Below are 25,285 nucleotides of genomic sequence, written 5' to 3' on the forward strand. Positions count from 1 at the left end.
GGGATTGTCCACCTCCCCGTGGCGCACAAAATGGACGGTCGTGAGTTTGTCGTTCATGTGTCCAGCCTGCCGTCGATTTGATGGATTCAGCTCGGTTCGAGGGATTGAGCGTTGCCGAAGCTCGAGGGATTCAGTCCGTCCGCGAGTCTGGCGCGTCTGCCGATTCGCCGGACGGCGCCGGGCCTTCGGAGTCCGCCGAACAGTCAGATGGCTGCGAGCCTCCGGCCCCTGGGGAGACAACCGAATCTTCCGAATCAACCGACCCGTGAGACGGCACGGAGCCCCCTGGGCCCGTCGGAGAGTCTGCGGGCTTGACAGGCTTCACTTCGCTGGCGACGTCGGCCAAGATGTTCGACAGGCGCCCAAGCTCGAGCATGTCCTCCCTGCCCAGCTTGTCGACGAGCACGCGGCGAACCGAGTTCACGTGGGAAGGGGCGGCCGAAACCAAGTATTCGAACCCTTTCTCGGTCAATATGCAGTTGACGCCGCGGCGGTCGTCGGCACAGGGCTCGCGCTTGACCAGGCCGGCGTCTTCGAGCCTGCGCACCGTATGGGTCAGCCGGGAACGTGAGTGAACGAGCCTGTCTGCCAGATTGGACATGCGGATCGTGCGCCCAGGCGACTCCGAAAGATGCGCAAGCACTTCGTATTCGTTGAGGGATATACCCTTTTCGTTCTCTATGTCCTGATTGAGCACTTCCATCACGAGGGAAACAGCACGCAAGAAAGCCCGCCAAGCTTTCTGTTCCTCCGGTGAAAGCCACTGAACGTCAGTCATCGCACCTCCCACACAAAAGGCCCGGAAACCGCCCGGGCCTTTTAGGTCACTTCTTGTTGCGACGCTGGTGCCGAGTTTTACGAAGCAACTTGCGATGCTTCTTCTTCGACATGCGCTTGCGACGCTTTTTGATGACGGAACCCACAGGTTACCTCCGAAACTAATGGGCTTGTGCCCTCGAAATATTCAGGAACATACTAACGCCTTGAGCGCCGTACCGGTAACACGGACCCGTCACTCGCCCGCTGCGCGGGCGGTCGGTTCGTCCTGCACGCCCAAAAGGGCGTCGATGGCCGACTTAGGAACCCGGTATGAACTGCCGAAGCGAACCGCGGGCAACTCCCCCGAGTGGACCATGCGGTAGACGGTCATGCGCGAGACTCGGGTGAGTTCGGCAACTTCGGCAACCGTGTAGAACTGCGGCGCTTTGTTCGGCAACTGCGTCATGAATCCCATCCTGCGAATACGTGTGGTGAACCTTTTCCGCACAGGCTAGCGGCGGTCACACCGCAAGGGTACATGAACTTTCACATCCGTCACAGCAGCCGGGCACCATCACCCGGGCGCGTCGCACCGTTTCGGCGTTTCGGACGGCGGGATTCTACGCCCGGGTCAGGCCTGCCGACGCTGCCAACAGGGACCAAATGGCGATAGTCTTGGCCAATCGACTCCTTTTCCCAGAGCCCTCGAGCTCTGAAAAAGGCAAGACGTGAAACAGGCAACAGTGAGGAGCGACCATCGTGCGCAAGCGAGTGCGGGCTCAGGGCCGTCCGTCCGCGGCGCCCGGCCCTTTCCTTCGGGCGCGGGAGCTAATGGACCGCGTCGCCCGCGATTCGCCCGCGCGCCTGGCCCTTTTCGTGTTCGCGGGGATCGTCCTCGTCGAGACGTCGCTGCTCTCGCTGCCGGCGTCGACCTCTTCGGGCCAACGCGCCCCCTTTGTGGACGCTTTCTTCACGGCGACCTCGTCTGTGTGCGTGACCGGGCTCGTCACTGTGGACACCGCCACCTACTGGTCGCCGCTGGGGCAGTTCTTCATCGCCATAGGGATGATGATCGGCGGGCTGGGCATCATGATGATGGCCTCGATTCTGGGAATCGTGGTGTCGCGTCGCATCGGCCTGACGCAGCGCTTCCTGGCGGCCTCGGAGACCAAGTCGCGCCTGGGCGAAGTCGGCCTGCTCGTGCGGGCCGTCGTCGTCGTCGCCCTCAGCGCGCAGGCGATCCTCTTCCTCACCCTCACGCCGTTTTTCATCCGCGAGGGCGACGCCATGCTGTCCGCGCTGTGGCACGCGGCCTTCATGGCCATCTCGATCTTCAACAACGGCGGCTTCGTCGTCATGCGCGACGGACTGGGGCCGTATGCGGGCGATTGGACGCTGACCCTGCCCATTGTCTTCGGCACCGTCGTCGGCGCGATCGGCTTTCCCGTGGTGCTCGACATGTGGCGGCGTCGACGCCATGCAAAGAAGTGGTCGCTTACGACGAAGCTCACACTCGTCACCTACGCGGTTCTCTTGCTCTTGGGCGCCCTGCTCTTCTTCCTCTTCGAATGGGACAACCCCAAGACGCTGGCGAATCTTTCCCTGGGCGAGCAGATCCAGGCGACGTTCCTGCATTCGACCGTCGCGCGTTCGTCGGGCCTGGCGACAATCGATGTCAGCTCGATGACCCAATCGACATGGTTCCTCCTCGACGGGCTCATGTTCATCGGCGGAGGGTCGACGTCGGCGGCCGGGGGAATCAAAGTGACCACCTTGGCCGTGCTGTTCCTGGCGATCGTCGCCGAGGCGCGGGGAGACCGAGACACTCAGGCGTTCGGGCGCCGTCTGCCGTCGGAAGTGCTGCGCCTGGCCATCGCGGCCACCTTCCTGGCCTCGATCATCGTCACCGTGGGCACGATCGCGCTCATGGAGGTCTCCGGCCTCCCGCTCGCCGACGCCCTTTTCGAGGCGGTCTCCGCCTTCGCCACCTGCGGCCTGTCGACGGGCGTTACGCCCGGGCTTCCGACGGCGGGCAAGTACATCATCGCCGTCCTCATGTTTGCCGGGCGCACGGGCACGATGACGCTCGCAGCCGCGCTTGCCCTGCGCACCCGCCGCCGCGTCATCCACTACCCTGAAGAGTGGCCTACGATCGGATGACGGAGGAGCACGGATGAAGAAGAAACAGATTGACGACGACGCCGTCCTGGTAGTGGGCCTGGGCCGCTTCGGCACGGCGATCGCCTCGACCCTCGACGGCCTGGGCCGCGAGGTCCTCGCCATTGAGCGCGACCCCGTCCTGGTCCAGCAGTGGTCCCACAGATTCAGAATCATCGAGGGCGACGCAACCAGCGCCGACGCCCTGGAACAGGCGGGCGCGCGCGAGTTCGGGGTGGCCGTCGTCGGCATCGGCAGCTCGCTCGAAGCCTCCGTTTTGGCGACCGCCAACTTGGCCGACCTCGGAATGAAGCAGATTTGGGCGAAGGCGACGTCGCGTTCGCACGGCCGCATCCTTCGCCGCATCGGCGCTCACCACGTCGTCTATCCCGAGTACGACGCCGGCGCGCGGGTCGCGCACATGGTCAGCGGCAAGATGCTCGACTACATCGAGATGGAAGACGGCTTCTCGATCATCAAGATGCGCCCGCCGCGAGACATCCAAGGGTTCACGATGGCCGAATCGAAGGTGCGCGAGAGATTCGGCGTGACCATCATCGGCGTGAAGGCGCCCGGCCAGCCCTTCGAGTACGCGACCGAGGAGACGAAGATCGGCCCCGAGGACGTCATCATCGTCTCCGGCGACTCCGCCCTCCTCGAAGAGTTCGCCAACCGCTGAAAGGGCGGAGCGGTCCATGGCAGCCAAAGCGGCGTCGCGCACGTTCACGTGCTCCGAATGCGGATGGGACACCTCGAAATGGGTTGGGCGCTGCCCTCAGTGTCAGGCGTGGGGAAGCTTGGAGGAAGGCGAGGCGCCGCGCACGCGCACAGCCTCCCTCGCTCCAACGAGCCCCGCGACGCCCATCACCGAGGTCCCCACGACGGCCTCGGTCAAACAGCCGACGGGAGTGGACGAATTCGACCGCGTCCTGGGAGGCGGCCTCGTCCCCGGGGCGGTCGTCCTGCTCGCGGGAGAGCCGGGTGTGGGAAAATCCACTTTGCTTCTCGACGTCGCCGCCGAGGCGGCGGCCCAGTCCGGCCGCGCCCCGGTGCTCTACGTCTCGGGCGAAGAGTCGGCCGCCCAGGTCAGGCTCCGCGCCGAGCGCATCGGCGCGCTCCACGACCGTCTCCACCTGGCTGCGGAATCGGACCTCGCAACGATTCTGGGCCACGTGGACTCCGTGCGGCCCAGCCTGCTCGTGGTCGATTCCGTGCAGACTGCGGCCGATTCCCAGATCGAGGGGGCGGCCGGCGGCGTCGCCCAGGTTCGCGGCGTCACGAGCGCGCTCGTCGCCGACGCGAAAACCCGATCGATGCCGGTGCTGCTCGTCGGGCACGTGACGAAGGAAGGCTCGATCGCCGGCCCCAGGGTGCTAGAGCATCTCGTCGACGTCGTCTGCCAGTTCGAGGGCGACCGCCACTCGCCCCTGCGCATGGTCCGCGCAGTCAAGAACCGCTACGGCCCCACCGAAGAGGTCGGCTGTTTCGAGCTGAACGAGGCGGGCATTCGGGGCTTGGCCGACCCTTCGGGGCTCTTCCTGTCCTCGCGCCGCGAGAACGTGCCCGGCACATGCGTGACGATGGCCTTGGAGGGGCGGCGGCCGATGCCGGTCGAGGTGCAAGCCCTTATCGTTCCAAGCTCCGGGCCTCCAAGGCGGACGACGTCGGGTTTGGAGTCTTCTCGCGCGGCTATGGCGATCGCCGTTTTGCAATCGCGCCTTGGCCTCGACCTCGACCGCTGCGACATTTTCCTCTCGACCGTCGGCGGCGCCCGCTCGTCCGAGCCCGCGACGGACGCGGCAATGGCTTTGGCGCTGGCAAGCGCGCGGCTGGGCAGGCCGCTGACCGCCGGAACTGCGGCGATCGGCGAGGTCTCGCTTACCGGCGAGCTGCGGCCGGTGACGGGGCTTCAGCAGCGCCTGGCCGAGGCTCGCAGGCTGGGCTTCGGGGCGGCGATCGTCCCTCGCGGAACGCGCGAAGCGAACGTCAAGGTCCCCGACGGCTTGGCGCTGCTCGAATGCGACGACATCCTTGAAGCCGCGGCCCGCGAGGGGCTCGCCTGAGGCCGGAATCGCCCTGTCGCGAACGTCTCTGAGCCTCGGGGCTTTGGACCTGTCCTCGCTCGGACGCCGGACGGCGCCGAAGCTCTACCGCCCAGGCGCAGATGTATTTTGCCCGCCGCCCGGCGCTTGCCCTGGGCCCCCGGAGCTCCGCTGGCCCGACTGGCTCGGATTCTGCCCCGAATTCCCCGGGGTTTGGCCTCCGCCCGCGTTCCCGTCCCCGTTCGGCGATTGGCCTTCGTTTGAGTTTTGCCCCGGCTGGCTCGGATTTTGCTGCCCGGGCTGGCTCGGATTTTGCTGCCCGGGCTCGCTGGCCCTCGGCGCGGGCGACGTCTGCTCCAGCGCGAAGCTCGCCTGCGCCTTGGCGGCCGCGTTGTCATTCAACTTCAGCTCGGCCTTGTACGTTCCCGGCTTGGCGCCTTTGGCGGTGTTTCCACAGCCCGACGCAGCCGTTCCTCCATTCCACGTGAGCGAAACGGTCGCAGTGTATTCGCGGTCGAGCAGCAGCCGCTTGTTCTCCGCACCGCGGCGGCACGCGGCGATCGAGGCGACCTGGGCCGACCCGCTCGTGACGTTGACGTCGAGGTTGGACCAACCGACGTCGATGTAGCACGGATGGGACTTGGAGGTGTTGCGGAGCGTCGCCTGAAAGGCCACCGGCCGCCCGGCGGAGCCGCCTTTCGTCGTCAACGTCGTCTGCACCAGCTCAGACGTGCACTTCACGGGCTTGTAATCGTTGGTCGGAACCTTCGTGGCGGTCTCGTCCTGCTCGCTGATTCTGGCGAGGACGAATCTCATGCCGACCACCACCACGACGACGAGGACGGCGACGAGCGCCCCGAAGCCAAGTCGACGATTGACCCTGGCTCTGCGCTCCCTTTCGGCGGCCGCCCGTGAGCGGGCTCGGGCGGCGGCACTGGGTCTGCTCCGCGGCTGCTGCCGCCTGGCGGGCCCGCCCTGCGCCCCGGGTCTCCCCTGCGCCCCGGCTTTTCCATGCACTGCCTTTCCGTGCGTCCCGGCCCTCCCGGGCCGGGTCCCCTGGCGCTTCACGGAGCCGCCGCGCGGCTCGCCGGCAGGACCTGCACGGCGCGCACCGTGCCGCTGCCCGGCGCCGTGCGGAGACGCCGCCGGGCGTTTGCCTCGCACTGCGCCCCTGGAAGCGGCTTCTCGGCTTTCTGACTGCGGGCCTTTTCCCTTGCCGGCCTGTCGCTCGGCGGCAGCTCGAGCGCCTCGCGCGCCTTCGGGCCGCGCCTTCCGGGCGACGTCGTTTCCATGCCGACGATCGGCGTGGTCGGTTCCTCGTGCGCCGTTGAGGTTGCGGGGCGACGTGCGCGAGTGCGATCCCGAGCCGCCCGAGTGCGCCGCGCCGGAGTGCGCGCGTCCCGCGTGGCCGGCGCGCGCGGCGTCGGAGCGTCTAGGGGAACCGCCCTTGGATGCCGGACGGCGCCCGCTGCCGGAGGAGGCGGCCCTGCCTTCCTCGGAGTCCGCGGCATCGGCGTCGGAGGCGTTCGAACGTTTGGATCCGCTCGCGCGCCCCGGGCTCGCGCCCCTGCCGGAGCCTCCGGGCCGAGCGGAGACTCCGTCGCCGCGGCCCGGGCGCGCCGCGCCCAAACGCGGCCCCTTCCAGCGGTTGCGTCCGTCGCCACGGCGTTTCCTGGGATCGCTTTTCACGCGACCACGCTATCACCGGGAGCGCAAAACCTCGCGTCGACGCTTCGAATGGGGCACACTTGGCCCGTGCTCTTTCGTCTTTTGCGCTGGTACGCGGCGAACTCGCGTCCGCTTCCGTGGCGCGAGCCGACGACGTCGGCGTGGGCCGTGCTCGTCTGCGAGGTCATGAGCCAGCAAACTCCCGTGGCCAGGGTCATGCCCTCGTGGCACGAGTGGATGGAACGCTGGCCGGAGCCCGCCGACCTCGCGGCGGCTTCGCCCGCCGAGGTCATCTTGGCCTGGGGCAATCTCGGCTACCCGCGTCGGGCCCTGCGGCTGCGGGAGTGCGCGGCCGCCGTGGCCGCGGACTGGGACGGCGTCCTCCCCTCTTCCCGCGACGATCTCCTCACGTTGCCGGGAGTCGGGCCCTACACGGCGGACGCCGTCATCGCCTTCTCTTACCGCAAGCGATCCGTGGTTCTGGACACGAACACTCGGCGGGTCCTGTGCAGGCTGCACGGAGCCGCCGCGCCGCCCTCTCATCTGCGCAAGGACGAAATCGCGCGGGCAGACGCGATGGTCCCCCTCGAAGACGGCCTGGCCTGGCAGTGGAACGCAGCGCTCATGGAGCTCGGCGCACTCGTGTGCACCGCGAAGAATCCGGCATGCCAGGAGTGCCCGCTCCGCCCCGACTGCGCCTGGTTCGCCGCCGGCAAACCGGAAAGCGGCACGCCTCGCCGCGTGCAGAGATTCACGGGGACCCACCGCGAGGCCCGGGGGAAGATCATGGCGGTTCTCAGGGGCGCCGCGTCGCCGGTCTCCCGCGACGAGCTGGCCGCCGCGGCCTCGCTCGCGCCTTCGCGCTTTGACCCGGCGCTGGACTCCCTGCTCGACGACGGCCTCGCCTGTCTAAGCCCCGGCGGCTACGCGCTCCCCGGAGAGCGCTAGCCCGCGCGCGTCCGCCTCGCGTGACGGAGCCCGTCCCGCACAAGTCCTCGCACAAAGCGCCTTGTCCCCTTGTACCGGACGGCCCGGGCGCCGCGCCGGAATCGACGTTCGACCTTGACCGCACGATCAGCTATGTCAGGACAGCCCGGGCGCCGCGCCGGAATCGGAGGCCAGCCAAGCTTCAGGGTCGAACCGGGTCAGGCGTCGAAGAGGACTCAGAGCCGAGCCGCAATTCCAGAATCGAACAGGACTCAGAATCGAGCCGTCAGCCCCAGGCTCCGTAGTCGGACTCCGCTTTGCCGCCCTTTTCGACTTCGAGCAGGGCGGCGGCGCATTCGTCGTCGACCACCAAGTCCGTCACCGCGCCCGAGCGCAGCACGGCGGCCAAGGCGGGCGCCTTCGCAGCCCCGGCGACGGCGCAGACCCTCCGCGGGATCCTGGCCAGCTCCGCCGGCGTCGGCCCGGTCGCGCGGGTGTTGATCTCGATGTCTTCGTACGTGCCGTCCGCGCGCAGAAGGACCGTGCACACGTCGCCGACCACTCCGTCGCGCCGCAGCTCCGTCACTTCCTCCGGCGAAAGGTAGCCGCCGGCGTAGACGTGCGAGGGAAGGGGCGATGTGAAGGATCCGACGCCGAACACGGCGACGTCGGCGTTGCGCCCGATGTCCCTGACCACCTGGATGGAGCGTTCGCGCCACATGAGGTCCCTGGTCTCCGCGTAGTCGAAGAAGGCGGGAACGGGGAAAGGAAAGGCCTTCGCGCCGAATGCCCGCGTGAAGTTGCCGAGTATCTCGCCCACGTAGGGAAGGCCCGTCGTCGTGGGATTGGCCGCGCCGTTGAGCTGGACTATCGTCACGCCGGACATGCGCTTGGGCATGAGCCGCTCGGAGATCGTCGAGACGGTGGTTCCCCAGGCGATGCCCACCATCATCTTGTCCTCTATGACGTCGCCGACGAGGTTCCCCGCCACGCCGGCCACTCGTTCGAGCCGCCGGATTTCCGTAGTGGCCCCCGGCACCTGCACCACTGTGACGTCGACGTCGTAGAGGTCCTCGATGCGGCGCGAAAGGGAGTCGCGGGGCTCTTCGGGCGCGTGAAGGGAGATGCGGACCAGCCCCTCGTCGCGCGCCGAAGCGATCAGGCGCGAAACCGTCGACCGCGATATGCCGAGCTTGTTGGCTATCGCCTCCATGGTCTGTTGCTCGACGAAGTACAGGACTGCCGCTTCGTAAGCGAGATTGCGTCGTTCAGATCTTGTTGCCACACCCCCATTGTGCACGATATCTCAAAGTCAATCCAGCCAAAATAGTCGATCCTCCCGAATATGACGAGATGCATTCCACTTAAGTTACCGCTTGACTTATGCTCCAAACAGTGCAGATGCTCAACATACAGCCTCCGATTTGCACACATGGCCATTTCTTCGTTCTTTGCAGATTTCTTGAGAAGATAGGTAAAGGGTGGGTTGCATCGACAACCTACGAATCTGCATACACGTCAACGAGGAGTGAACACATGCCAAATTCCCACCTTTCAGCAGCAAGCCGCCAGCGCGCACTGGAGTCAATGTCATCGGACGGCGTCGACGTCCTCGTCGTCGGAGGGGGCGTGACCGGAGCCGGCATCGCCTTGGACGCCGTCACCCGCGGCCTGCGCGTGGGCATCGTCGAGGCGCAGGACTGGGCTTCGGGAACGTCGTCGCGCTCCTCGAAACTCGTCCACGGCGGACTGCGCTACCTGTACCAGCTCAACTTCGCGCTCGTCGCCGAGTCTCTCCGCGAGCGAGGCCTCCTCCTGACGGAGACGGCTCCGCACCTGGTCAAGGCCCAGCCTTTCCTGTGGCCCCTGAAGATGCCGGTCATTGAGCGCATGTATTCGGCCGTCGGCGTCGGAATGTACGACACGATCGCCCAGTTCGCCCATCGCGGCTCGGTGCCGATTCAGCGCCATCACACCCGCAAGGGCTCGCTCAAGCTGGCTCCCGCGCTCAAGAAGGATTCGCTCACCGGTTCGATCGTCTACTACGACGCCAGGGTCGACGACGCGCGCCTGGTCGTCACGCTCGTCCGTTCGGCGGTGCGCCACGGCGCCCTCGCGGCCAACCGCGTGCAGGTGACCGAGATGCTCAAGGACGCGGCCGGCCGAGTCACCGCCGCCAAGCTCCTCGACCTTGAGAGCAACCGCGAGTACGAGGTGCGGACGGGAGCGATTATCAACGCCACCGGCGTGTGGACGGAGAAGACCCAGTCCCTCGCCGGGACGACGGGCGGACTGAAGGCCCTCGCCTCAAAGGGCATCCACATCGTCGTGCCCAAGGAGAAGATCAATTCGAAGGTGGGAATCTTCCTGCGCACCGAAAAGTCAGTCCTCTTCATCATCCCGTGGAAGCGCTACTGGGTGATCGGCACCACGGACACCGCCTACCACGAGAATCGCCGCGAGCCCGTGGCCGACCTCGAGGACATCGACTACGTTTTGGAGCAGGCGAACTCCGTGCTCGCCAAGCCGCTGACGCACGACGACATCATCGGCACCTTCGCGGGCCTGCGCCCGCTTTTGCAGCCGGGAACGCTCGACGGCGACGAGTCGAAGTCGACTCAGGTTTCGCGCGAGCACACCGTGACGGAGGCCGCCCCGGGCCTGACCGTCATCGCCGGAGGCAAGCTGACCTCTTACCGCCAGATGGCCGAGGACGCCGTCGACTTCACGATCGGCAAGGACAAGGCCAAGCAGACCCCCTCGGTCACGAAGAAGACCCCGCTGGAGGGCGCCGCCGGATACCACTCGATGTGGAGCCGCCGCGCCGCGATCGCGCGCGAGAGCGGGCTGAGCATCGACCATGTCGAGGATCTGCTGGACCGCTACGGTTCGGACATCGACTTGCTTCTCGACATGATCGAGGAGCGCCCCGACCTGGGGAACGAGCTCAAGGGAGCCCCCGAGTACCTGCGCGCCGAGATCGCCTTCGGCGTGAGCCACGAAGGGGCCCTCCACCTCGAGGACCTTCTCGCACGGCGCACCAGGCTCACTTACGAGCACGCCGATCGCGGGCTTTCCGCAGCCGAGGAGATTGCGACCCTCGCGGGCGAGCTTCTCGGATGGGACGAGGCCAAGAAGGAAGCCGAGCTCGCCTCGTACCGCTCGAGGTGCGAAGCCGAGGCCGCCGCTCAGAAGATCGCGAGCGAGGCGGAGGCTCAGAAAGTCCGCGAACAGGCGGAGGAAGTCACGGCTTTCCTCGACGTCGCGCCCGAGATCCAAGGCTGATCCGGGCTTCCCCACTGCCGCGGGGGCCGTTCGGCCCCCGCGGACTCACCTAGAAAGGAACAGTTAAAGATGACTGATACCGAACGGAAGTACGTCCTGGCGATCGACCAGGGTACGACGTCGTCCAGGTCGATCCTCTTCAATCATGCGGGGGAGGTCGTTTCCGTCGGTCAGCTAGAGCACGAGCAGATCTTCCCCCACGCGGGGTGGGTCGAGCACGACCCAAACGAGATCTGGGACAACGTCCGCCAGACCGTGGGCATGGCTTTGGGCGGCGCAGAGGCCAACCACCACGAAGTCGCCGCGGTGGGCATCACGAACCAGCGCGAGACGACGATCATTTGGGACCGCGCAACAGGCGAGCCGGTCTACAACGCCATCGTCTGGCAGGACACCCGTTCCCAGGACCTCGTCGATCGGCTCGCGGCCGACGGCGGCCCCGACCGATTCCGTTCGATCGTGGGCGAGACGCTCTCGACCTACGCCTCGATCACGAAGATCATGTGGATCCTCGAAAACGTCCCCGGTGTGCGCGAGCGGGCCGAGCGCGGCGAACTGGCATTCGGAAACCCCGACACGTGGCTTATCTGGAACATGACGGGCGGCCCGGAGGGCGGCGTCCACGTCACCGACGTGACGAACGCTTCCCGCACGATGCTCATGGACCTGCGGACCTTGCAATGGCGCGAGGACATCTGCGAGATCGCGGGCATTCCGATGTCGCTCCTCCCCGAGATCCGCTCCTCTTCCGAGGTGTACGGATACGGGCGGCCAAAGGGCCTGCTTCCGGGCAAGCCGATCGCCGGCGACCTGGGCGACCAGCAGGCGGCGACTTTCGGCCAGGCATGCTTCCAGCCCGGCATGGCGAAAAACACCTACGGAACCGGTTGCTTCATGCTTATGAACACCGGGACCGAGCCTCAGCTTTCGGACAACGGGCTCATCACCACCGTCTGCTACAAGATCGGCGACAAGCCCGCGGTGTACGCCCTCGAAGGCTCTATCGCGGTGTCCGGCTCGCTCATCCAGTGGCTGCGCGACAATCTGGAGATCATCGCCACGGCCCCGGAGGTCGAGGCTCTGGCCGCCAGCGTGGACGACAACGGCGGGGTGTATTTCGTCCCGGCGTTCTCGGGCCTATTCGCTCCGCATTGGCGCGGCGATGCCCGTGGAGCGATCGTCGGCATGACGCGTTACAACACGAAGGCGCACATTGCCCGCGCGGCTTTGGAGTCGACGGCCTTCCAGACCCGCGAGGTCCTCGACGCCATGGAGGCCGATTCGAAGGTCAAGTTGGAGCAGTTGAGAGTCGACGGCGGCAGGACCGCCAACGATCTACTCATGCAGGGCCAGGCCGACATCCTCGACACCGAGGTTGTCCTGCCCGTGGTCGCAGAGACTACTGCCCTTGGAGCAGCCTATGCGGCGGGCATTGCGGTCGGCTTCTGGTCCGGAGAGGAGGACGTCGTCGCTAACTGGTCCGAAGCCAAGCGCTGGAAGCCCGAAATGGAGCCGGCCGAGCGCGAGCGTCAGCTCCGCCAGTGGAAGAAGGCGATATCGAAGACCCTCGACTGGGTCGACGACGACGTCAAGTGACCGGCGGGCGACGTCGGCGGCCTTCGGCGCGACGCCGACAAACGGCCAGTCGGCGTCATCGGCAAACGATCGTCGGCGACCGTGCTACGCGGACGGCTGACAAACTCGGGTCGGTCTCGAGTTGTCACGCCCAGGGCCAGCCGTGGTAGCTTGGGCTAGCCGAATCAAAGTTCGACGTCGCCGAGAACCGGTTCGGACACATTGAAGCTCCCGGAGCCTCCTGCCATAGGGCGTCAGACGGACAACGCCAAAGGAGGCTCCGGGTACCTTTTGTCTGGGCTGATGCCCCTCTTCCCAAACGGGCTCCCCATTCTTCTGAGTCCACACGCTCACTCGTCCAGGCTGAACGTTCCCACTGTTTGGACTGGGCGTCGCCGTCTGTCCAGACGGGGCGTTCCTATTGAAGGGCCCATTGAATCGTCTTGGCGGCATCCGGCATTTCCTTAGGAATGCCGACCGATCCAGGCTTCGAGTCGATCCCTATTTCCCATAGGCGGTCGTGGCTTCCCATAGGCGGTCGTGTCGCCAAACGAGCCGGCATTGAAAGCCCCGTCGATGCGAGAGCCTTGAGCACGTCGATTCCCGCCGTCACAGCCCGGTCGAGCCTCCTCAACTCCCGACAAACGGTTGGGTGTTCAAACTCTGCACACCAAACACCGGAATAGCAGGCGTTTCAGTAGGTTGGTGTGCCTTTCAAGGATGCGAGACGAAGAGAAGCCGACCGTCGGCGGAAAGGCCTCCCGACTTTGCGGAACCCGCCCGCCAGCCAGCAAGCATTCGACCCGCACCCACCAGCATGCATTCGACCCGCACCCGCCAACAAGCATTCGACTCATTTATGGCGGGCATTGCCGGTCTGCGAACGGCCTGTCGATTGGGCCCCGCTTGCCGATGCCATTGATCTGGAGCACACGCTGGTGTAACGTAGGCCGCACGTCATGAGATTTCGGTGCGTGAAGGGTGCGGCCGAGGCTCTCACCATTTCGGTCACTTTCAGACCGTAACCAACGGAGGTACGGCCAGGGGCAAATTCCCTCGCAGAAAGGAGACCCCATGATTCACGCCGCCTACACGCCGTCGACGACGGCGGTCGGATCGTCGCTCGCCCTGACGGCGCTGCTCGGCCTTCTGCCGCTCGTCGTCTTTTTCATTCTCCTGGGCGTGTTCAAGGTGAAAACGCACGTGTGCGCGATCATTTCGCTCGCGGCGGCCCTCGCGGCCGCGATCTTCGCCTTCGGCATGCCCGTCGACCTCGCGTTGCTTTCCGCGACCCAGGGCGCGGCCTTCGGCCTCTTCCCGATCGTCTACATCGTCATCATGGCCGTGTGGCTCTACAACCTGACGGAGAAAACGGGCCGCTCGGAAGACGTCAGGCGGGTATTCGCCGCCGTCGGCAAAGGCGACATGCGGGTCCAGGCGCTCCTCATCGGCTTCTGCTTCTGCGGCCTGATGGAAGGCCTCGCGGGTTTCGGCGCACCCGTCGCGATCTCCTGCGCCATGCTTCTCGCCCTCGGCGTCCCCGCGATCAAAGCGGCGCTCGTGACGATGGTGGGCAACGCCCTCAACGTCTGCTTCGGCGCGATGGCCATCCCGGTGACCACCGCCGCAAAGCTCGGCAACTCCTCCGCCGACGCCGTCGGCGCGACCCAAGGCCGCATCACCCCGCTCTTTCTGTGCTGGATCCCCGTGCTCCTCCTCGGCATCCTCGACGGCAAACGCGGAATGAAACAGGCGTGGCCCGCCGCGCTCGTGGCCGGCGTGACCATGGGGCTGGGCCACATCTTGGCCGCAAACTTCCTTTCCTACGAGTTGACGGCGGTGTTCGCCTCGCTGCTCTCCTTCGCCTCGGTCACCCTCCTTCTGCGAGTGTGGCGCCCCCGAACGCCTGAGGAGCAGATGTCCGAGGCCTCCTCGGAAAAGCTCAGCGGCTCGCGCGTGGCCCTGGGGCTCCTGCCCTACTGGCTCGTGGTCGTCATTTTCGCCGTCGCCAAGCTGTGGACGGCGGGAATCGACGTGCCCAAGGCTCTCGAATCGACGGACGTGACATTCGGCTGGCCGGGGCTCGACGGTCAGCTCATAGACGCCAAGGGGCAGGCCGTCAAGGCAACCCAATTCACGTTCAGCTGGCTTTCCTCGCCGGGGACGATGCTCCTGCTGACCGGGCTGATCGTCGCCTTCGTCTACGGAAAGAGCAGCTCCGGCGGAAAATACCCCTTCTCCTTCGGCAAGGGGATGACGACGCTGTGGAAGACGGTCGTCGACCTCAAGCTCGCCATCCTCACGATCGCCGTCGTCATGGCGCTCGCGTACGTCATGAACTTCTCGGGCCAGACGGTGGCGATCGGCACCTGGCTCGCCGCGGCGGGCGGGGCGTTCGCATTCCTCTCGCCCATCCTCGGGTGGGTCGGAACCGCGGTGACCGGTTCGGCGACGTCGGCCGGCGCCCTATTCGCAAATCTCCAATCGACGGCCGGAGCGAAGGCCGGAATCAGCACTCAGCTGCTCTTGGCAGCCAACGAAATCGGAGGTGGCATCGGAAAAATAGTCAGCCCTCAGAACCTCGCAATCGCGGCCACGGCGATCAAGGAGCCCGGATCCGAATCGACGCTCCTGCGCAAAGCCGCCCCCTACTCGATCGCTTTCATCGCGCTGCTCGGCATGATCGTGGTGCTTGCTTCGAGCGGGACGCTGGGGTTCCTCGTCACAAACTGACGCCAGGGTTTCATCCGCACGGTAGGCAAGGGGCTTCCTTGGCCGCGCTTCGGGATCGCCGCACGCGATTCCCGCGGATCCGCTTACGCGACGCCGTCTACGACGGCAGGCGAAACAGTGGCCCAAGCCCCTCAACAGAAAAGGCAAACGTATGAAAATCGCACTGTTTTCGACGTGCATCGCGGACGTCATGTTTCCGCAGGCGGCGCAGGCGACCGTCCATTTGCTCGAACGTCTAGGACACGAGGTCTGCTTCCCCGAAGACCAAGGCTGCTGCGGCCAAATGCACATCAACACGGGTTACTATCCCGAGGCCATGCCGCTTATTCGCAACCATGTCAAAACCTTCACCCCCGTGCTCGACGGGCAATGGGACGCCATCGTCGCCCCATCGGGCTCGTGCACGGGATCGCTCCGGCATCAGGCGCCGCTCGTGGCGAGAGACCAGGGCGAGCCAGAGCTCGCGGTCTACGCGGAAGCGCTCGCCAAGAAAACCTACGACCTTCCCGAATTGCTCGTCAACGTGCTCGGAATGGTCGACGTCGACGCTTATTTTCCTCACAGGGTCACGTATCACACCACGTGTCATTCCCTGCGGATGGCGCGCATCGGAGACACCGCCACGCGGCTCATCGCGGCCGTCCGGGGCATCGACTACGTGCCGCTGCCCGATTCCGACGTCTGCTGCGGCTTCGGAGGGACCTTCTCGCTGAAGAATCCCGAGGTCTCGGCTGCGATGCTCTCCGACAAGATGGCGAACATCATCTCGACGGGCGCCGAGATCGTCGTGGCAGGCGACTATTCGTGCCTGATGAACATCGGCGGAGGCCTGGCGCGATCCGGCTCCGGCATCAGATCGATGCATCTGGCCGAAGTCCTTGCAGGAACCGAGGAATCCCCCTGGTTCGCCCCCGCGACCAATACGAAGGTAGGTGCATGATGGGAACCGTCTCTGATTTCGCCAAGAAGTTCCGCCCCTCGACGTGGACGCAGAAAGACGCCGAAGAGGCAAAGCTCGGCTGGCATCCCGGCCATCCGATTCCCGACGATCCGCTGCAGTGGGGCGGGCATTTTCCCCAGGCTGCTCACGAGACCCTCAAGAACACGCAGATGCGGCGCAATCTCGGGTATGCGACGGGCAAGATCCGAGCCAAGCGCAATCTGCGGGTCGAGGAGATGCCCGATTGGGAAGGCCTTCGCGAAGCGGCGTCGAACATCAAGAGGACCGTGGCAGCCGACTGGGTGAGGCTCCTCGAGCAATTCGAAGAAAACGTCACCAAGCGCGGCGGCGTGGTCCATTGGGCACGCGACGCCGAAGAGGCCAACGCAATCGCGCTCAACCTCATCTCCGCCAAGGGAGTGGACGAGGTTGTCAAGGTCAAGTCCATGGCAACCCAAGAAATCAACCTCAACGAGCATCTGGAAAAACACGGGATCAAAGCGTGGGAGACGGACCTGGCCGAGATGATCGTCCAGCTTTCGGAGGATATGCCCTCGCACATCGTCGTCCCCGCGATCCATCGCAACCGCGCCGAGGTGAAAGCCATCTTTGAGGCGCGAATGGAAGACGCCCAGGGCCTGAGCGACGAACCGCGCATCCTCGCCATGGCCGCTCGCGCGCACCTGCGCAAAAAATTCCTGACGGCAAAGGTCGCACTCTCGGGCGCAAACATCGGGGTGGCCGAAACCGGCACGGTGGGAATCTTCGAGTCGGAAGGCAACGGCAGAATGTGCCTGACCCTTCCCGAAACCCTCATCACGATCATGGGAATCGAGAAGCTCGTGCCGCAGTACCGCGACATCGAGGTCATCGGCCAGCTTTTGCCGCGGTCGGCGACCGGCGAGCGCATGAACCCGTACACGTCGTTCTGGACGGGCGTCACCGAGGGCGACGGACCGCAGGAGTTCCACATCATCCTTCTCGACAACGGGCGCACCAACGTGCTGGCCGACGAGGTCGGGCGCGAGGCCCTCAAATGCATCCGCTGCGCCGCCTGCATGAACATCTGCCCCGTATACCGCCACACGGGCGGGCACGCCTACGGCTCGGTGTATCCGGGGCCGATCGGCTCCGTCCTCACCCCGCAGCTGCTAGAGGCCTACGATCACAGCGATCCAGCATCCAGTCTGCCTTTCGCCTGCTCCCTGTGCGGTGCGTGCGGAGACGTCTGCCCGGTCAAGATCGACCTTCCGAACATCCTCGTCCATCTGCGCCACAAGTCGGTAGAAGCCAACCGCGGCGGCATTCCGAACATCTGGGACGTGGGCATGGCCGTCTCGTCGAAGGTCATGCGTTCAGGCAAGGCGATGGAGGCCGCGGGCAAAAGCGTCCAGGCTGGGCGTCTGATCGCCGGGCCCAACTTGAAGATCAGCCGCGTTCCGCTTCCGGTCGCGAAATCGTGGACGAGGGTGCGCGACGTTCCGGCGCCGCCCGCCCAAAGCTTCAGGCAATGGTGGAAGGCGCGCGAAGAAAAGGAGGGCGGGCGATGAAGGCAGCCACGAACGCACGCGAGGAGATCTTCCGCCGAATCCGAGCGGCGGGGCCCATCCCCGTGCCTGAGATTCCGCGGGACTATCGCACAAGAGGCGACGGATCGGACGTCGTGGCGGAGATGGAGGAGAAGCTTGTCGATTACACGGCGAAGGTCACCCATGCGGCCACCGCCGCCGACGTGCCGGCCGCCATCGCCGAGGCGCTGTCAGACGCGGCGAGCGTCGTCGTGCCGCCCGGGCTCGACCCCGCCTGGGCGGAGGCGGCCGCGAAGGGCCGCGAGATTCACGTCGACGAGCCGCCTTTGAGCAACGCCGAGCTGGACCGGATCGACGCCGTCGTCACCGCCTCGCGCGTGGCCGTCGCCCTTTCGGGCACGATCATGCTCGACGGCGCGCCGGACATGGGCAGGCGTGCGATCTCCCTTGTCCCCGACACCCACGTGGTGGTGCTCAAAGCCTCGGACGTCAAGGCGACGGTTCCCGAGGCCGTCGCCGTGCTCGGCGAAAATCCGACGCGTCCGACCACGTGGATCGCCGGCCCCTCGGCAACCTCGGACATTGAGCTGGTGCGCGTCGACGGCGTCCACGGCCCGCGCAATCTTCGCGTTATCATCGTCGACGATGGAGAAGACAACTCAAATAACTGACATCGTCGCCTTTCACGGCGAAGGACCGGCGTGGCATGCCTCGTGGGGCGGGCTGCGGATCGTCGACATGCTTGCGGGCGACATCCTCACGATCGGCTCGGACGGAAGCGTCGAGCGGCTGCCGACGGGGTCGTCAGTTGCGGCCTTCGTGCGCCCTCGCGCGGGCGGCGGATACGTCGTGGGCGTCGAGCGCGGCATCGCCCTGGCCGATTCGGCCTTCGGCGCGCCCGTTCCGCAAGCCGAGATGTGGGCGGATCCTGGCGTTCGGATGAACGAGGGCGGCGTCGACCTTTCGGGCAGACTGTACGCCGGGTCCATGCCGTACGACAAGACCCCGGGCGGCGCCAAGCTCTACCGCATCGGGGCCGACGGCGCCGTCGACGTCGTGCTGGATTCCGTCACCACGTCCAACGGCATCGACTTCACGGCCGACGGAAGGCTCGCCTATTACAACGACACCGCCACGGGAGGAACGAGCGTATTCGACGTCGACGAATCGGGAAGTCTCGTCAACCGCAGACTTTTCCACGACGGCGACGGCGGACGGCCCGACGGCCTCTGCGTCGATTCCGAGGGCAATGTGTGGTGCGCGATGAACCGGGTCGGCAAAGTGCGCCTCTACTCCCCCGAAGCCGAGGTGCTCGGCGAGTGGGAGCTTCCCGTGCGCGGGGTGACGGCAGTGACCCTCGGCGGGGAGGACCTTCGCGACGTTTTCATCACGACGTCGCGCCAGACGGCCGACGAGCCGGGCGCGGGCGCAGTCTTCCACATGCGGGCGGAGGTCGCGGGCCAGCCGCTGCGCGCATTCGCCGGCTGAACGGGCGGAGGCGGCAAACAAGCCGACGTCGCATACTCTCGCAGGCCGGCCTCGCATGCGTCCGCAGGCCGACCTCGCATGCGCTTTCCTTCAGGCCGGCCTCGAATGCGTCGGCAGACCGACCGCGCACGGAGATTGGGATTGAAAGCGAGGACAGAGTCGCCGTCAGCGGCCTCGCAAGAGGACGCATGACGTTTTCCACATGCGGACCCAAGGGATCCTCGCAGGCTCAACGTACAGACCCATGACATCCTCCCAGATTTGGCACGCGGACCCATGGCACCCTTGCAGTCTTGATGTGCGGCGTCGTGGCATAAACGGAATCAAAGAAACGGGGCGCGGGCTGCCTTCCGGCAGTCCCGCGCCCCGCCTTTTCGCGGACGCTGCGTTTCAGTGCGGAGGCGCCTCAGCAGCCGCCGCTGTCTGTTGCTTCGCCCTTACTGTCCGTTGCTGTCGCCCTCAGCGGTGATCCAGTAGCCGCGCTGCTTCCACACGGAGGCAAGGCCGTTGCCGTGGACCCAACCCTCGTAGTTGCGAGTGTGCTGGGCAATGGCGAAGGTCCGATACGTTCCGTACTCGTCGCTGACGACGTCAGCCTGCTCGGTCACGAATGCGGTGTGGTAGACCTTGCCGTTCGAGTAAGCCAAAGCCACGAAGGATCCGCGGTGGACGCGAGAGGCGAACTCGGTCCAGCTGGTCGTTCCCTGGTTGAGGCCCCAGTGGCGGGCAAAGGCGTTGGCCACCGCCCACGAGTAGGTGTGCCTGGTGGAGTCGCCCCACGGGTGCGGGTGCCAGTAAGCGTCGGTGGGCTGGCCGCCGGCCGCAAGAATCTGAGACGCGAAGTTTGTGCAGTCTGCGTGCTCGAAGTACTTGTACTGCTGAGTGTTCGGCGTGAAGGCGTACTTCTTGGCGTAGGCGACGGCCGCATCGACATTGGGAACCGTGAGCTTTTTCGTCTGAGGCTGCGCCGGGGCGGCGGGGGTTGTGCCCGGGCTGGGCTGGCTTCCGTCGGGGCTGGTCGGCGTCGCACTCGGGTTGGGCTGGTTCCCGTCGGGATTGGTCGGCGTCGCGCTCGGACTAGGCTGCTCGCCGTTCGGAGCGGAGGGTGAAGCGGTCGAGGTCGGCTGGCTTCCGTCGGGGCTGGTCGGCGTCGCACTCGGGCTCGGCTGCTCCTCGCCGGGTTTGATCGGCGTTACGCTCGGGCTGGGCTGGCTCCCGTCGGGATTGGTAGGTGAAGCGGTCGAGGTCGGCTGGCTCCCGTTGGGGCTGGTCGGCGTCGCACTCGGGCTCGGCTGCGACCCTCCAGGGTTCATCTTCAGGCCGCCGGTCATCGAATCGAGCTTCTGGGTGAGGGTGACGTTCTTCTTGGAAGCCGCGGGAATCGTGCTGTCCAGAATGCCTCCGGTCCGGATGATCGCCGAGACGTTCTTGGTCTTCGTCGCATAAACGAGCTTGGGAAGCACCTGCTCCGTCTTGGCGTTGTCAGCGGGAGCCGCCAGGGTGGAGGAGAAATCGGCGACGGCGAAAATCTCATCCGAAGACACCGGCGTGTTCGCGGCCATGACCTGATCCGAAAGGGCATTGACGTACTGCGTGGCGGTCTGCTCCGAAAGGTCCGGGAGCTTGAAGTGCGCACGGATCTTTGCAATAGAGGCCGCGTGTGTCGTTTTGAAGCGCGCAAGAGCCACCGAGGGGTTCCTGTATTGCGGAGTCGCTTCGAGGGTGTATTCCTTCCCGTCAATGGCAAAATGATAAGAATCCCGCGTAGTCTTGAAACCCGCAATCGAGCGCGCGGGGGCCTTCCTCGTGACCAAATACCCCCTCACGCCGTAGGACTTCCTGGGAGCGTTCGTATTGCCTTGGGATCCATCGGCCCCTCCCTGGGAGCCCCCGGGCGAGCCTGCCGAGTTCCCCGGAGCGGGCGTGGGATCCTCGCCTACGCGGAGACCGATGGATTTCCCCGCAGACGAGGGGGCCGGACCCGAAGCGCCGACGTCAGCGACGGCGGGGGCCACGGAGATGAGGGAAAGGAAAGAGGCGATCGCGGACACATGTCGAATCCTGCGTTTCATTTAGATTGCCTTCCGTTAAAAGGATGGTGGTGAGCTTCTCAGCCTTACCTGCGTGAGATCGTGATTTACTTGGCCTACCGCAAGGAGGCTCATGGACTTCAACCATTTCATGGATCGGAAAATGGATGAAGGGACTAAAGTCCTATGCGTAGGATAAGCTAGAACACAAGGAAAAGTCGGGGCACGACGTCGTTTCGCTGAGGGCGGGACACCACTTTTCATCGGAAGCAAGAGCTGAATATCGATCGAAATATTCGTTATTTATATACACATCCTCCGGTACGGCTTCTACGATTGCATCTCTTAACACATCAGAAGGTTCGGAACGACGCATTTGCCTCTTTCACACAACCTACTAGCTAGAAAAAACATTACGGTGCAAGTCCACGTTAAGTACTTGCAAATCCCCTCAAACAACCGCTTTGCCTTCCAGACCGCCTCCCACGAAAGCTCCTGCACTCGCAGCGATCTCGCTTTCGCCTTTTGATTCGCGGACCTGTTCGACGGCGGAGTCAAACTTCCACAGCATCGAATCCACGACTTGAGGGTCGTACCGGAGCCTATCGACCACCGTCATTCCTTTCCCTTGGTTTGAGTCCTGACAAAAGAACTTGTCGGGGCGGCGCTGGGCGAACCAGGCGGGGAGTAGGGAGCCCACGTTTCGGGCGGATTGCCATCCTCATGCCGCCCAGTGGTTCGCAGCCGCTCCGGGACAGCCTCCGTTCCAGCTGGCCACCCTTCATATACTTCGCCTTTCGCGCACCCGGTATCTATGCGAACAAGACTCTTCACCCTGTACCTAATAAGGATGCGAGCTCCATCTGGGCGTGCAAACACAGCCGACTGCCCTCCGTTTCTTCCCGGAGCTTCCGTTTTTGGAGATCCGAATCCTAGAGGTTTTGCCAACTTGTACATACGGCTTAAGGCCGCCTTCCATTTCTCTGGCGTCAACGGCCCGGCAATGGCGAGGTCATATCTCTCCGAGGCGTAGCCACTTGGGCAATGCACTCCGAAATTCTCACCGATCTGGGCATGAACTCGAAGCGGCTTCCATTCACCGACCCCGAACTCTTTCGACAGCATGTCGTAAAACGACAACAGGAGGCCGATCGTCTGACGCCGCTCCTCGACAATCGACAGACTGCTCACCCGCGTGGGCGTAACATCGCCGTTCACGTTCTCATCCTTTCCAGAGACACAGGAAGACAAAAATAGGAGAAGAGCCCCAACAAGGCCGCCAACTGTCGACGAAACACGGCGCATCGTCAACGCTCCGGGAAATAGATGCCGTTGCCCGCGACAACGCTGGCGATATTCTTCACCGAGGTCCGCATCTGCCCGTTTTCGGCATTGTTCATGTATTCAGAGTGCCCTTCCGATCCGGAATAGTGCGCACCGTCAGCATCGGTGGCTTTGTCTGTGCTGAAATGCTCGTAGTTGAGGTTATTATAAGGTTCCGGCGTCGACGGACCGAAGCTCTGGTGCCATCCAGACCACGCCACCATGTCGTCTTCCGCGCCGCCAATGCTTGTGTGACCGGGAACCATTCGGATCTTATCCACCAGAGCCGTTCAAATTCCACCTTGCCAACGCGGCAGGGCGCCAAGCGGGAAAACCGTATCCGCTCGGCGCCCTGCGCCGTTCGTCAGAGGCGGAGGCGACGCGTGTTCGTCGTGAGCCGCTCCATTGCGTTCGGTGAGTTCGACGTCGGCCCATCCGACCGGCAATGCCCCGGAGAATGCACTCGTCGACAGCCGTCCCCCTACTCTGCCAGCAGCTCCCTCGATGTGACCGTGCGCGTCCTGCGGGCCAGGACCATGACGAGCAGGGCGGTTATAAGAAGCAGCGCCATGCCCAAGCCGACGACCATGAGGGCCGGCATCTCTGCATCCAGCCGCTCGACTCCCAGGGACCGGAGCAAACCCTCGAATAAGGGAATGGCGGTCACACTTCCGATTGCGATCCCGATCGCGCCGCCTATTGCAACGGGCAGAAGATAGCAGGCGAGCATTTGGCGCATAAGCTGGGCATTGGTGAATCCCGCAGCCTTGAGCACTCCGAAAGTGCGCCGCGAGCGCACCATCGCCGAACTGACCACCAGACCGATAACCAGCATCGTCACAAACCCTGCCACGCCGAAGATCGCGAAGGACATCGTCTTACTCATCGCCAGGTACGGAGCGACGTAGGACTCGGAGATCGCATACGAGTTGACGACGTAGTTGTACCGCCCCTTCATCTCGGTTCTCACTTTGCCGACGAAGGCGTCGATGTTTTGCCCCTCCTTGAGGACGGCGGTCGCGTACTTCGGCTGGTAGGCGGCGTTCATGCGCTTGGCGCCGTCGATGGTGACCGAGGCGACCATGCCCATGCGCACAACGGTCTGCGTCAAACCCGTCACGAGGTAAGTCGCCTTTCCTCCTTGAAAATCGACGGTCACTTCGTCGCCGACGTCCACGCCAAGGCTCTTCGCGAACTTGCCGCCAAGGGATATTTCATTGGCGGACTTCGGATATCTGCCCTTGTAGACGGACCGGCTTCCCTTCGAGGAGGGATAGGAATCGGCGACCGAAAGTGACACCGTGCGCCCGGACACGTCGGCGTTCCTGGTGTTGTCGAAGATCTGAACACGCTCGACTCCGGGCATCGCCCCCAGGTCTTTGCGCACGGCCTCGACCGAGCGGCCTTTCAGCACCGAGACGGTGACGTCCTGCCGGTCCCCGATAAAAATGCCGACCACCTTGCGGGAATCTTTGAACAGGGCCGAGTACAGTGCCACGGAAAAGACGGAGGCAAAAGCAACCATCGCGATCACAATGACCACCATGATCGTCTGAGCCCGGGCCTGAAGTGCGGACTTCACACCGAGCACCAGCGTCAGCGGCCCGCGTGCCTTTCGCAGGGGCAAATGATTGGAGTGGAATGAGTGTGTGGCCTCCCCGCCGCGCAAGGCCTCGACGGGAGGTATCTTTCGCACCTTTCTGGCGACCGCGAGGGCGGTGACGCCGACGACCGCCAGCATCGCTCCCGCTGCCGCGCCCACTCCGACGACGCCGACCTTCGGAGACCACTGCAATCCGGACTGGGACTCGACCAGCTGGCGTATCGCCGGGAAGAGGGCGACGCCGACCGCGGCCCCCGCAAGGGAAGCCGCCAAGGCGACGATCGCGAAGGGCAGAGCGAGCAGCCGGGCAATGTGGCCAGAGCGGAAGCCGAGGGCCTTCTGCGTCCCCAACGCGGGCATCTCGCGGACGATGACCGAGCGGATGGCGAATCTGACGATGACCGCCACCACGGAGGCGACGATCGCCGCGAAAAGAATGAAGGAGAAAATGAGGACGTTGGCGGGGATCATCAGCACCGAGGAAAGCAGCTTCCACCCGACGCTCACGAGAACCGGGCTTGCACTCCCGCTTTGCACCGCAGCCTTGGTCACCTTCGAAGAGATCTCTGCTGCGACGTCGTCCGCCTGCGACACGTCTTTAACGAGCGCCCTCAGCTGCCAGACGCGGTTCATTCCGGGAGCCGACGCCAAAGCGGCGGCCTCGGAGGCTTTCACCCGAAACTCGACCTGGATCGAGCCCATCACGCCGCTCACGGGATTCTCGTGGAATCCCTGAATGTGATACCGATGTTTGACTTCGCCTACTGTCATTTCAAAGGGATCTCCGAGCTTGTATCCTCCGGCCGTCTTGAAGGAATACGGCAGCCATATGGGGTCGGCGTGACGCTTGGAATCTTCGGCCACGACTCCGCTTCGTCCAATGCGCGTGTCTTTGTCTTGTTCAACGATCGTAACGGCGCTGATCTGCTCCTTGCCGTCGTACTCGAAGGTCGCGCCTGCCCGCAGCGTCTGAAGAAGTATGTGATCCTTGACCCGGCCGTCGTCTCTGGCGATTCTCTCGGCGTCGCGGGAGCCTTTTTCGTTCTCGAGCAGGATGAAAATATGCTCGGTGTTGAGCTTGGCTGTGGCGTCGTCCAAAGTCGCCGGATACTGGAGGATCAGAACGGCCGCGAGGTGCAGCATCGCCGAAGCGATGGCCACGAGCAGGCCGACGATGACGAACTGTCCGGCCGATCTGCGCAGGCTTCGTTTGAGGAACATGCGGC

At 64.7% G+C, this 25,285-nt stretch carries 21 protein-coding genes; 11 read left to right on the forward strand and 10 right to left on the reverse strand.

From position 1 onward, the window contains the following. Window positions 1-130: 130 nt before the first annotated feature. The 3 genes from ACO48X_RS02045 to ACO48X_RS02055 all read right to left on the reverse strand — a co-directional run bounded on the left by ACO48X_RS02045 (window position 131) and on the right by ACO48X_RS02055 (window position 1,225). Window positions 131-778, reverse strand: a complete 648-nt coding sequence (locus ACO48X_RS02045) for a MarR family winged helix-turn-helix transcriptional regulator (RefSeq protein ID WP_485000060.1) — start codon at window positions 776-778, stop codon at window positions 131-133. Window positions 779-824: 46 nt separating this feature from the next. Continuing rightward, window positions 825-923 (reverse strand): 30S ribosomal protein bS22, encoded by a 99-nt coding sequence (locus ACO48X_RS02050; protein ID WP_005504750.1) that lies wholly within the window; start codon window positions 921-923, stop codon window positions 825-827. Window positions 924-1,012: 89 nt separating this feature from the next. Then, the gene (locus tag ACO48X_RS02055; RefSeq protein WP_040323104.1) at window positions 1,013-1,225 is read right to left on the reverse strand and encodes a helix-turn-helix domain-containing protein; all 213 of its coding nucleotides are present in this window, start codon (window positions 1,223-1,225) and stop codon (window positions 1,013-1,015) included. Between the two features lie 293 nt (window positions 1,226-1,518). On the opposite strand from ACO48X_RS02055, the gene ACO48X_RS02060 reads away from it, so the two are divergent. The 3 genes from ACO48X_RS02060 to radA are packed head-to-tail and all read left to right on the forward strand — an operon-like array spanning window position 1,519 to window position 4,979. Next, window positions 1,519-2,919 carry a TrkH family potassium uptake protein gene (locus ACO48X_RS02060; RefSeq protein WP_485000062.1) on the forward strand — a complete coding sequence of 467 codons (1,401 nt, stop codon included), beginning with the start codon at window positions 1,519-1,521 and terminating at the stop codon, window positions 2,917-2,919. 13 nt (window positions 2,920-2,932) lie between these two features. Then, window positions 2,933-3,595: a potassium channel family protein gene (locus ACO48X_RS02065; protein ID WP_009198570.1), complete on the forward strand. Its 663-nt coding sequence runs from the start codon at window positions 2,933-2,935 to the stop codon at window positions 3,593-3,595. A 16-nt stretch (window positions 3,596-3,611) separates the two neighbouring features. Further along, the gene (gene radA, locus ACO48X_RS02070) at window positions 3,612-4,979 is read left to right on the forward strand and encodes a DNA repair protein RadA (RefSeq protein WP_485000064.1); all 1,368 of its coding nucleotides are present in this window, start codon (window positions 3,612-3,614) and stop codon (window positions 4,977-4,979) included. Window positions 4,980-5,063: 84 nt separating this feature from the next. Here the strand turns inward: radA and ACO48X_RS02075 are convergent, their stop codons facing one another. Continuing rightward, window positions 5,064-6,647, reverse strand: coding sequence for a hypothetical protein (locus tag ACO48X_RS02075; RefSeq protein WP_485000066.1), 1,584 nt, complete (start codon window positions 6,645-6,647; stop codon window positions 5,064-5,066). 48 nt (window positions 6,648-6,695) lie between these two features. On the opposite strand from ACO48X_RS02075, the gene ACO48X_RS02080 reads away from it, so the two are divergent. Beyond that, complete coding sequence (locus ACO48X_RS02080) at window positions 6,696-7,574, forward strand: HhH-GPD family protein (RefSeq protein ID WP_485000068.1); 879 nt, start codon at window positions 6,696-6,698, stop codon at window positions 7,572-7,574. 265 nt (window positions 7,575-7,839) lie between these two features. Here ACO48X_RS02080 and ACO48X_RS02085 read toward each other — a convergent pair whose 3' ends face one another. Continuing rightward, complete coding sequence (locus ACO48X_RS02085; RefSeq protein WP_485000070.1) at window positions 7,840-8,838, reverse strand: sugar-binding transcriptional regulator; 999 nt, start codon at window positions 8,836-8,838, stop codon at window positions 7,840-7,842. A 251-nt stretch (window positions 8,839-9,089) separates the two neighbouring features. On the opposite strand from ACO48X_RS02085, the gene ACO48X_RS02090 reads away from it, so the two are divergent. The 7 genes from ACO48X_RS02090 to ACO48X_RS02120 all read left to right on the forward strand — a co-directional run bounded on the left by ACO48X_RS02090 (window position 9,090) and on the right by ACO48X_RS02120 (window position 19,103). Further along, on the forward strand, window positions 9,090-10,838 hold the full coding sequence (locus tag ACO48X_RS02090) for a glycerol-3-phosphate dehydrogenase/oxidase (protein ID WP_485000072.1): 1,749 nt from the start codon (window positions 9,090-9,092) through the stop codon (window positions 10,836-10,838). 69 nt (window positions 10,839-10,907) lie between these two features. Then, window positions 10,908-12,434 (forward strand): glycerol kinase GlpK, encoded by a 1,527-nt coding sequence (gene glpK, locus ACO48X_RS02095; protein WP_485000074.1) that lies wholly within the window; start codon window positions 10,908-10,910, stop codon window positions 12,432-12,434. A 1,053-nt stretch (window positions 12,435-13,487) separates the two neighbouring features. After that, complete coding sequence (locus tag ACO48X_RS02100) at window positions 13,488-15,146, forward strand: L-lactate permease (protein WP_485000076.1); 1,659 nt, start codon at window positions 13,488-13,490, stop codon at window positions 15,144-15,146. A gap of 151 nt (window positions 15,147-15,297) precedes the next feature. Continuing rightward, complete coding sequence (locus tag ACO48X_RS02105; protein ID WP_485000078.1) at window positions 15,298-16,086, forward strand: (Fe-S)-binding protein; 789 nt, start codon at window positions 15,298-15,300, stop codon at window positions 16,084-16,086. Beyond that, the gene (locus ACO48X_RS02110) at window positions 16,083-17,636 is read left to right on the forward strand and encodes a LutB/LldF family L-lactate oxidation iron-sulfur protein (RefSeq protein ID WP_485000080.1); all 1,554 of its coding nucleotides are present in this window, start codon (window positions 16,083-16,085) and stop codon (window positions 17,634-17,636) included. Before ACO48X_RS02105 ends, ACO48X_RS02110 begins: the two co-directional genes overlap by 4 nt. Continuing rightward, window positions 17,633-18,286: a LutC/YkgG family protein gene (locus ACO48X_RS02115; protein WP_485000082.1), complete on the forward strand. Its 654-nt coding sequence runs from the start codon at window positions 17,633-17,635 to the stop codon at window positions 18,284-18,286. The genes ACO48X_RS02110 and ACO48X_RS02115 overlap by 4 nt, the downstream gene beginning before the upstream one ends. Next, complete coding sequence (locus ACO48X_RS02120; protein WP_485000084.1) at window positions 18,261-19,103, forward strand: SMP-30/gluconolactonase/LRE family protein; 843 nt, start codon at window positions 18,261-18,263, stop codon at window positions 19,101-19,103. The genes ACO48X_RS02115 and ACO48X_RS02120 overlap by 26 nt, the downstream gene beginning before the upstream one ends. A gap of 437 nt (window positions 19,104-19,540) precedes the next feature. Here the strand turns inward: ACO48X_RS02120 and ACO48X_RS02125 are convergent, their stop codons facing one another. The 5 genes from ACO48X_RS02125 to ACO48X_RS02145 all read right to left on the reverse strand — a co-directional run bounded on the left by ACO48X_RS02125 (window position 19,541) and on the right by ACO48X_RS02145 (window position 25,280). Next, the gene (locus ACO48X_RS02125; protein WP_485000086.1) at window positions 19,541-21,175 is read right to left on the reverse strand and encodes an amidase domain-containing protein; all 1,635 of its coding nucleotides are present in this window, start codon (window positions 21,173-21,175) and stop codon (window positions 19,541-19,543) included. A gap of 409 nt (window positions 21,176-21,584) precedes the next feature. Next, window positions 21,585-21,752, reverse strand: a complete 168-nt coding sequence (locus tag ACO48X_RS02130) for a hypothetical protein (RefSeq protein ID WP_485000088.1) — start codon at window positions 21,750-21,752, stop codon at window positions 21,585-21,587. Further along, a complete protein-coding gene (locus tag ACO48X_RS02135; RefSeq protein ID WP_485000090.1) occupies window positions 21,749-22,351 on the reverse strand; it encodes a hypothetical protein in 603 nt (200 codons plus the stop codon). The genes ACO48X_RS02130 and ACO48X_RS02135 overlap by 4 nt, the downstream gene beginning before the upstream one ends. Before the next feature lie 89 nt (window positions 22,352-22,440). Then, on the reverse strand, window positions 22,441-22,737 hold the full coding sequence (locus ACO48X_RS02140) for a hypothetical protein (RefSeq protein ID WP_485000092.1): 297 nt from the start codon (window positions 22,735-22,737) through the stop codon (window positions 22,441-22,443). A gap of 200 nt (window positions 22,738-22,937) precedes the next feature. Next, complete coding sequence (locus ACO48X_RS02145) at window positions 22,938-25,280, reverse strand: FtsX-like permease family protein (RefSeq protein ID WP_485000094.1); 2,343 nt, start codon at window positions 25,278-25,280, stop codon at window positions 22,938-22,940. Between the last annotated feature and the right edge of the window lie 5 nt (window positions 25,281-25,285).

The sequence above is a fragment of the Peptidiphaga sp. genome (genome assembly GCF_057238965.1).

Excerpts from the sequence above, each read along its gene's own strand:
- ACO48X_RS02045 (WP_485000060.1), bottom strand. The coding sequence starts at position 778 with ATGACTGACGTTCAGTGGCTTTCACCGGAGGAACAGAAAGCTTGGCGG.
- ACO48X_RS02055 (WP_040323104.1), bottom strand. The coding sequence starts at position 1,225 with ATGACGCAGTTGCCGAACAAAGCGCCGCAGTTCTACACGGTTGCCGAA.
- ACO48X_RS02065 (WP_009198570.1), top strand. The coding sequence starts at position 2,933 with ATGAAGAAGAAACAGATTGACGACGACGCCGTCCTGGTAGTGGGCCTG.
- radA (WP_485000064.1), top strand. The coding sequence starts at position 3,612 with ATGGCAGCCAAAGCGGCGTCGCGCACGTTCACGTGCTCCGAATGCGGA.
- ACO48X_RS02080 (WP_485000068.1), top strand. The coding sequence starts at position 6,696 with ATGGGGCACACTTGGCCCGTGCTCTTTCGTCTTTTGCGCTGGTACGCG.
- ACO48X_RS02090 (WP_485000072.1), top strand. The coding sequence starts at position 9,090 with ATGCCAAATTCCCACCTTTCAGCAGCAAGCCGCCAGCGCGCACTGGAG.
- glpK (WP_485000074.1), top strand. The coding sequence starts at position 10,908 with ATGACTGATACCGAACGGAAGTACGTCCTGGCGATCGACCAGGGTACG.
- ACO48X_RS02100 (WP_485000076.1), top strand. The coding sequence starts at position 13,488 with ATGATTCACGCCGCCTACACGCCGTCGACGACGGCGGTCGGATCGTCG.
- ACO48X_RS02105 (WP_485000078.1), top strand. The coding sequence starts at position 15,298 with ATGAAAATCGCACTGTTTTCGACGTGCATCGCGGACGTCATGTTTCCG.
- ACO48X_RS02110 (WP_485000080.1), top strand. The coding sequence starts at position 16,083 with ATGATGGGAACCGTCTCTGATTTCGCCAAGAAGTTCCGCCCCTCGACG.
- ACO48X_RS02115 (WP_485000082.1), top strand. The coding sequence starts at position 17,633 with ATGAAGGCAGCCACGAACGCACGCGAGGAGATCTTCCGCCGAATCCGA.
- ACO48X_RS02120 (WP_485000084.1), top strand. The coding sequence starts at position 18,261 with ATGGAGAAGACAACTCAAATAACTGACATCGTCGCCTTTCACGGCGAA.
- ACO48X_RS02125 (WP_485000086.1), bottom strand. The coding sequence starts at position 21,175 with ATGAAACGCAGGATTCGACATGTGTCCGCGATCGCCTCTTTCCTTTCC.
- ACO48X_RS02130 (WP_485000088.1), bottom strand. The coding sequence starts at position 21,752 with ATGACGGTGGTCGATAGGCTCCGGTACGACCCTCAAGTCGTGGATTCG.
- ACO48X_RS02145 (WP_485000094.1), bottom strand. The coding sequence starts at position 25,280 with ATGTTCCTCAAACGAAGCCTGCGCAGATCGGCCGGACAGTTCGTCATC.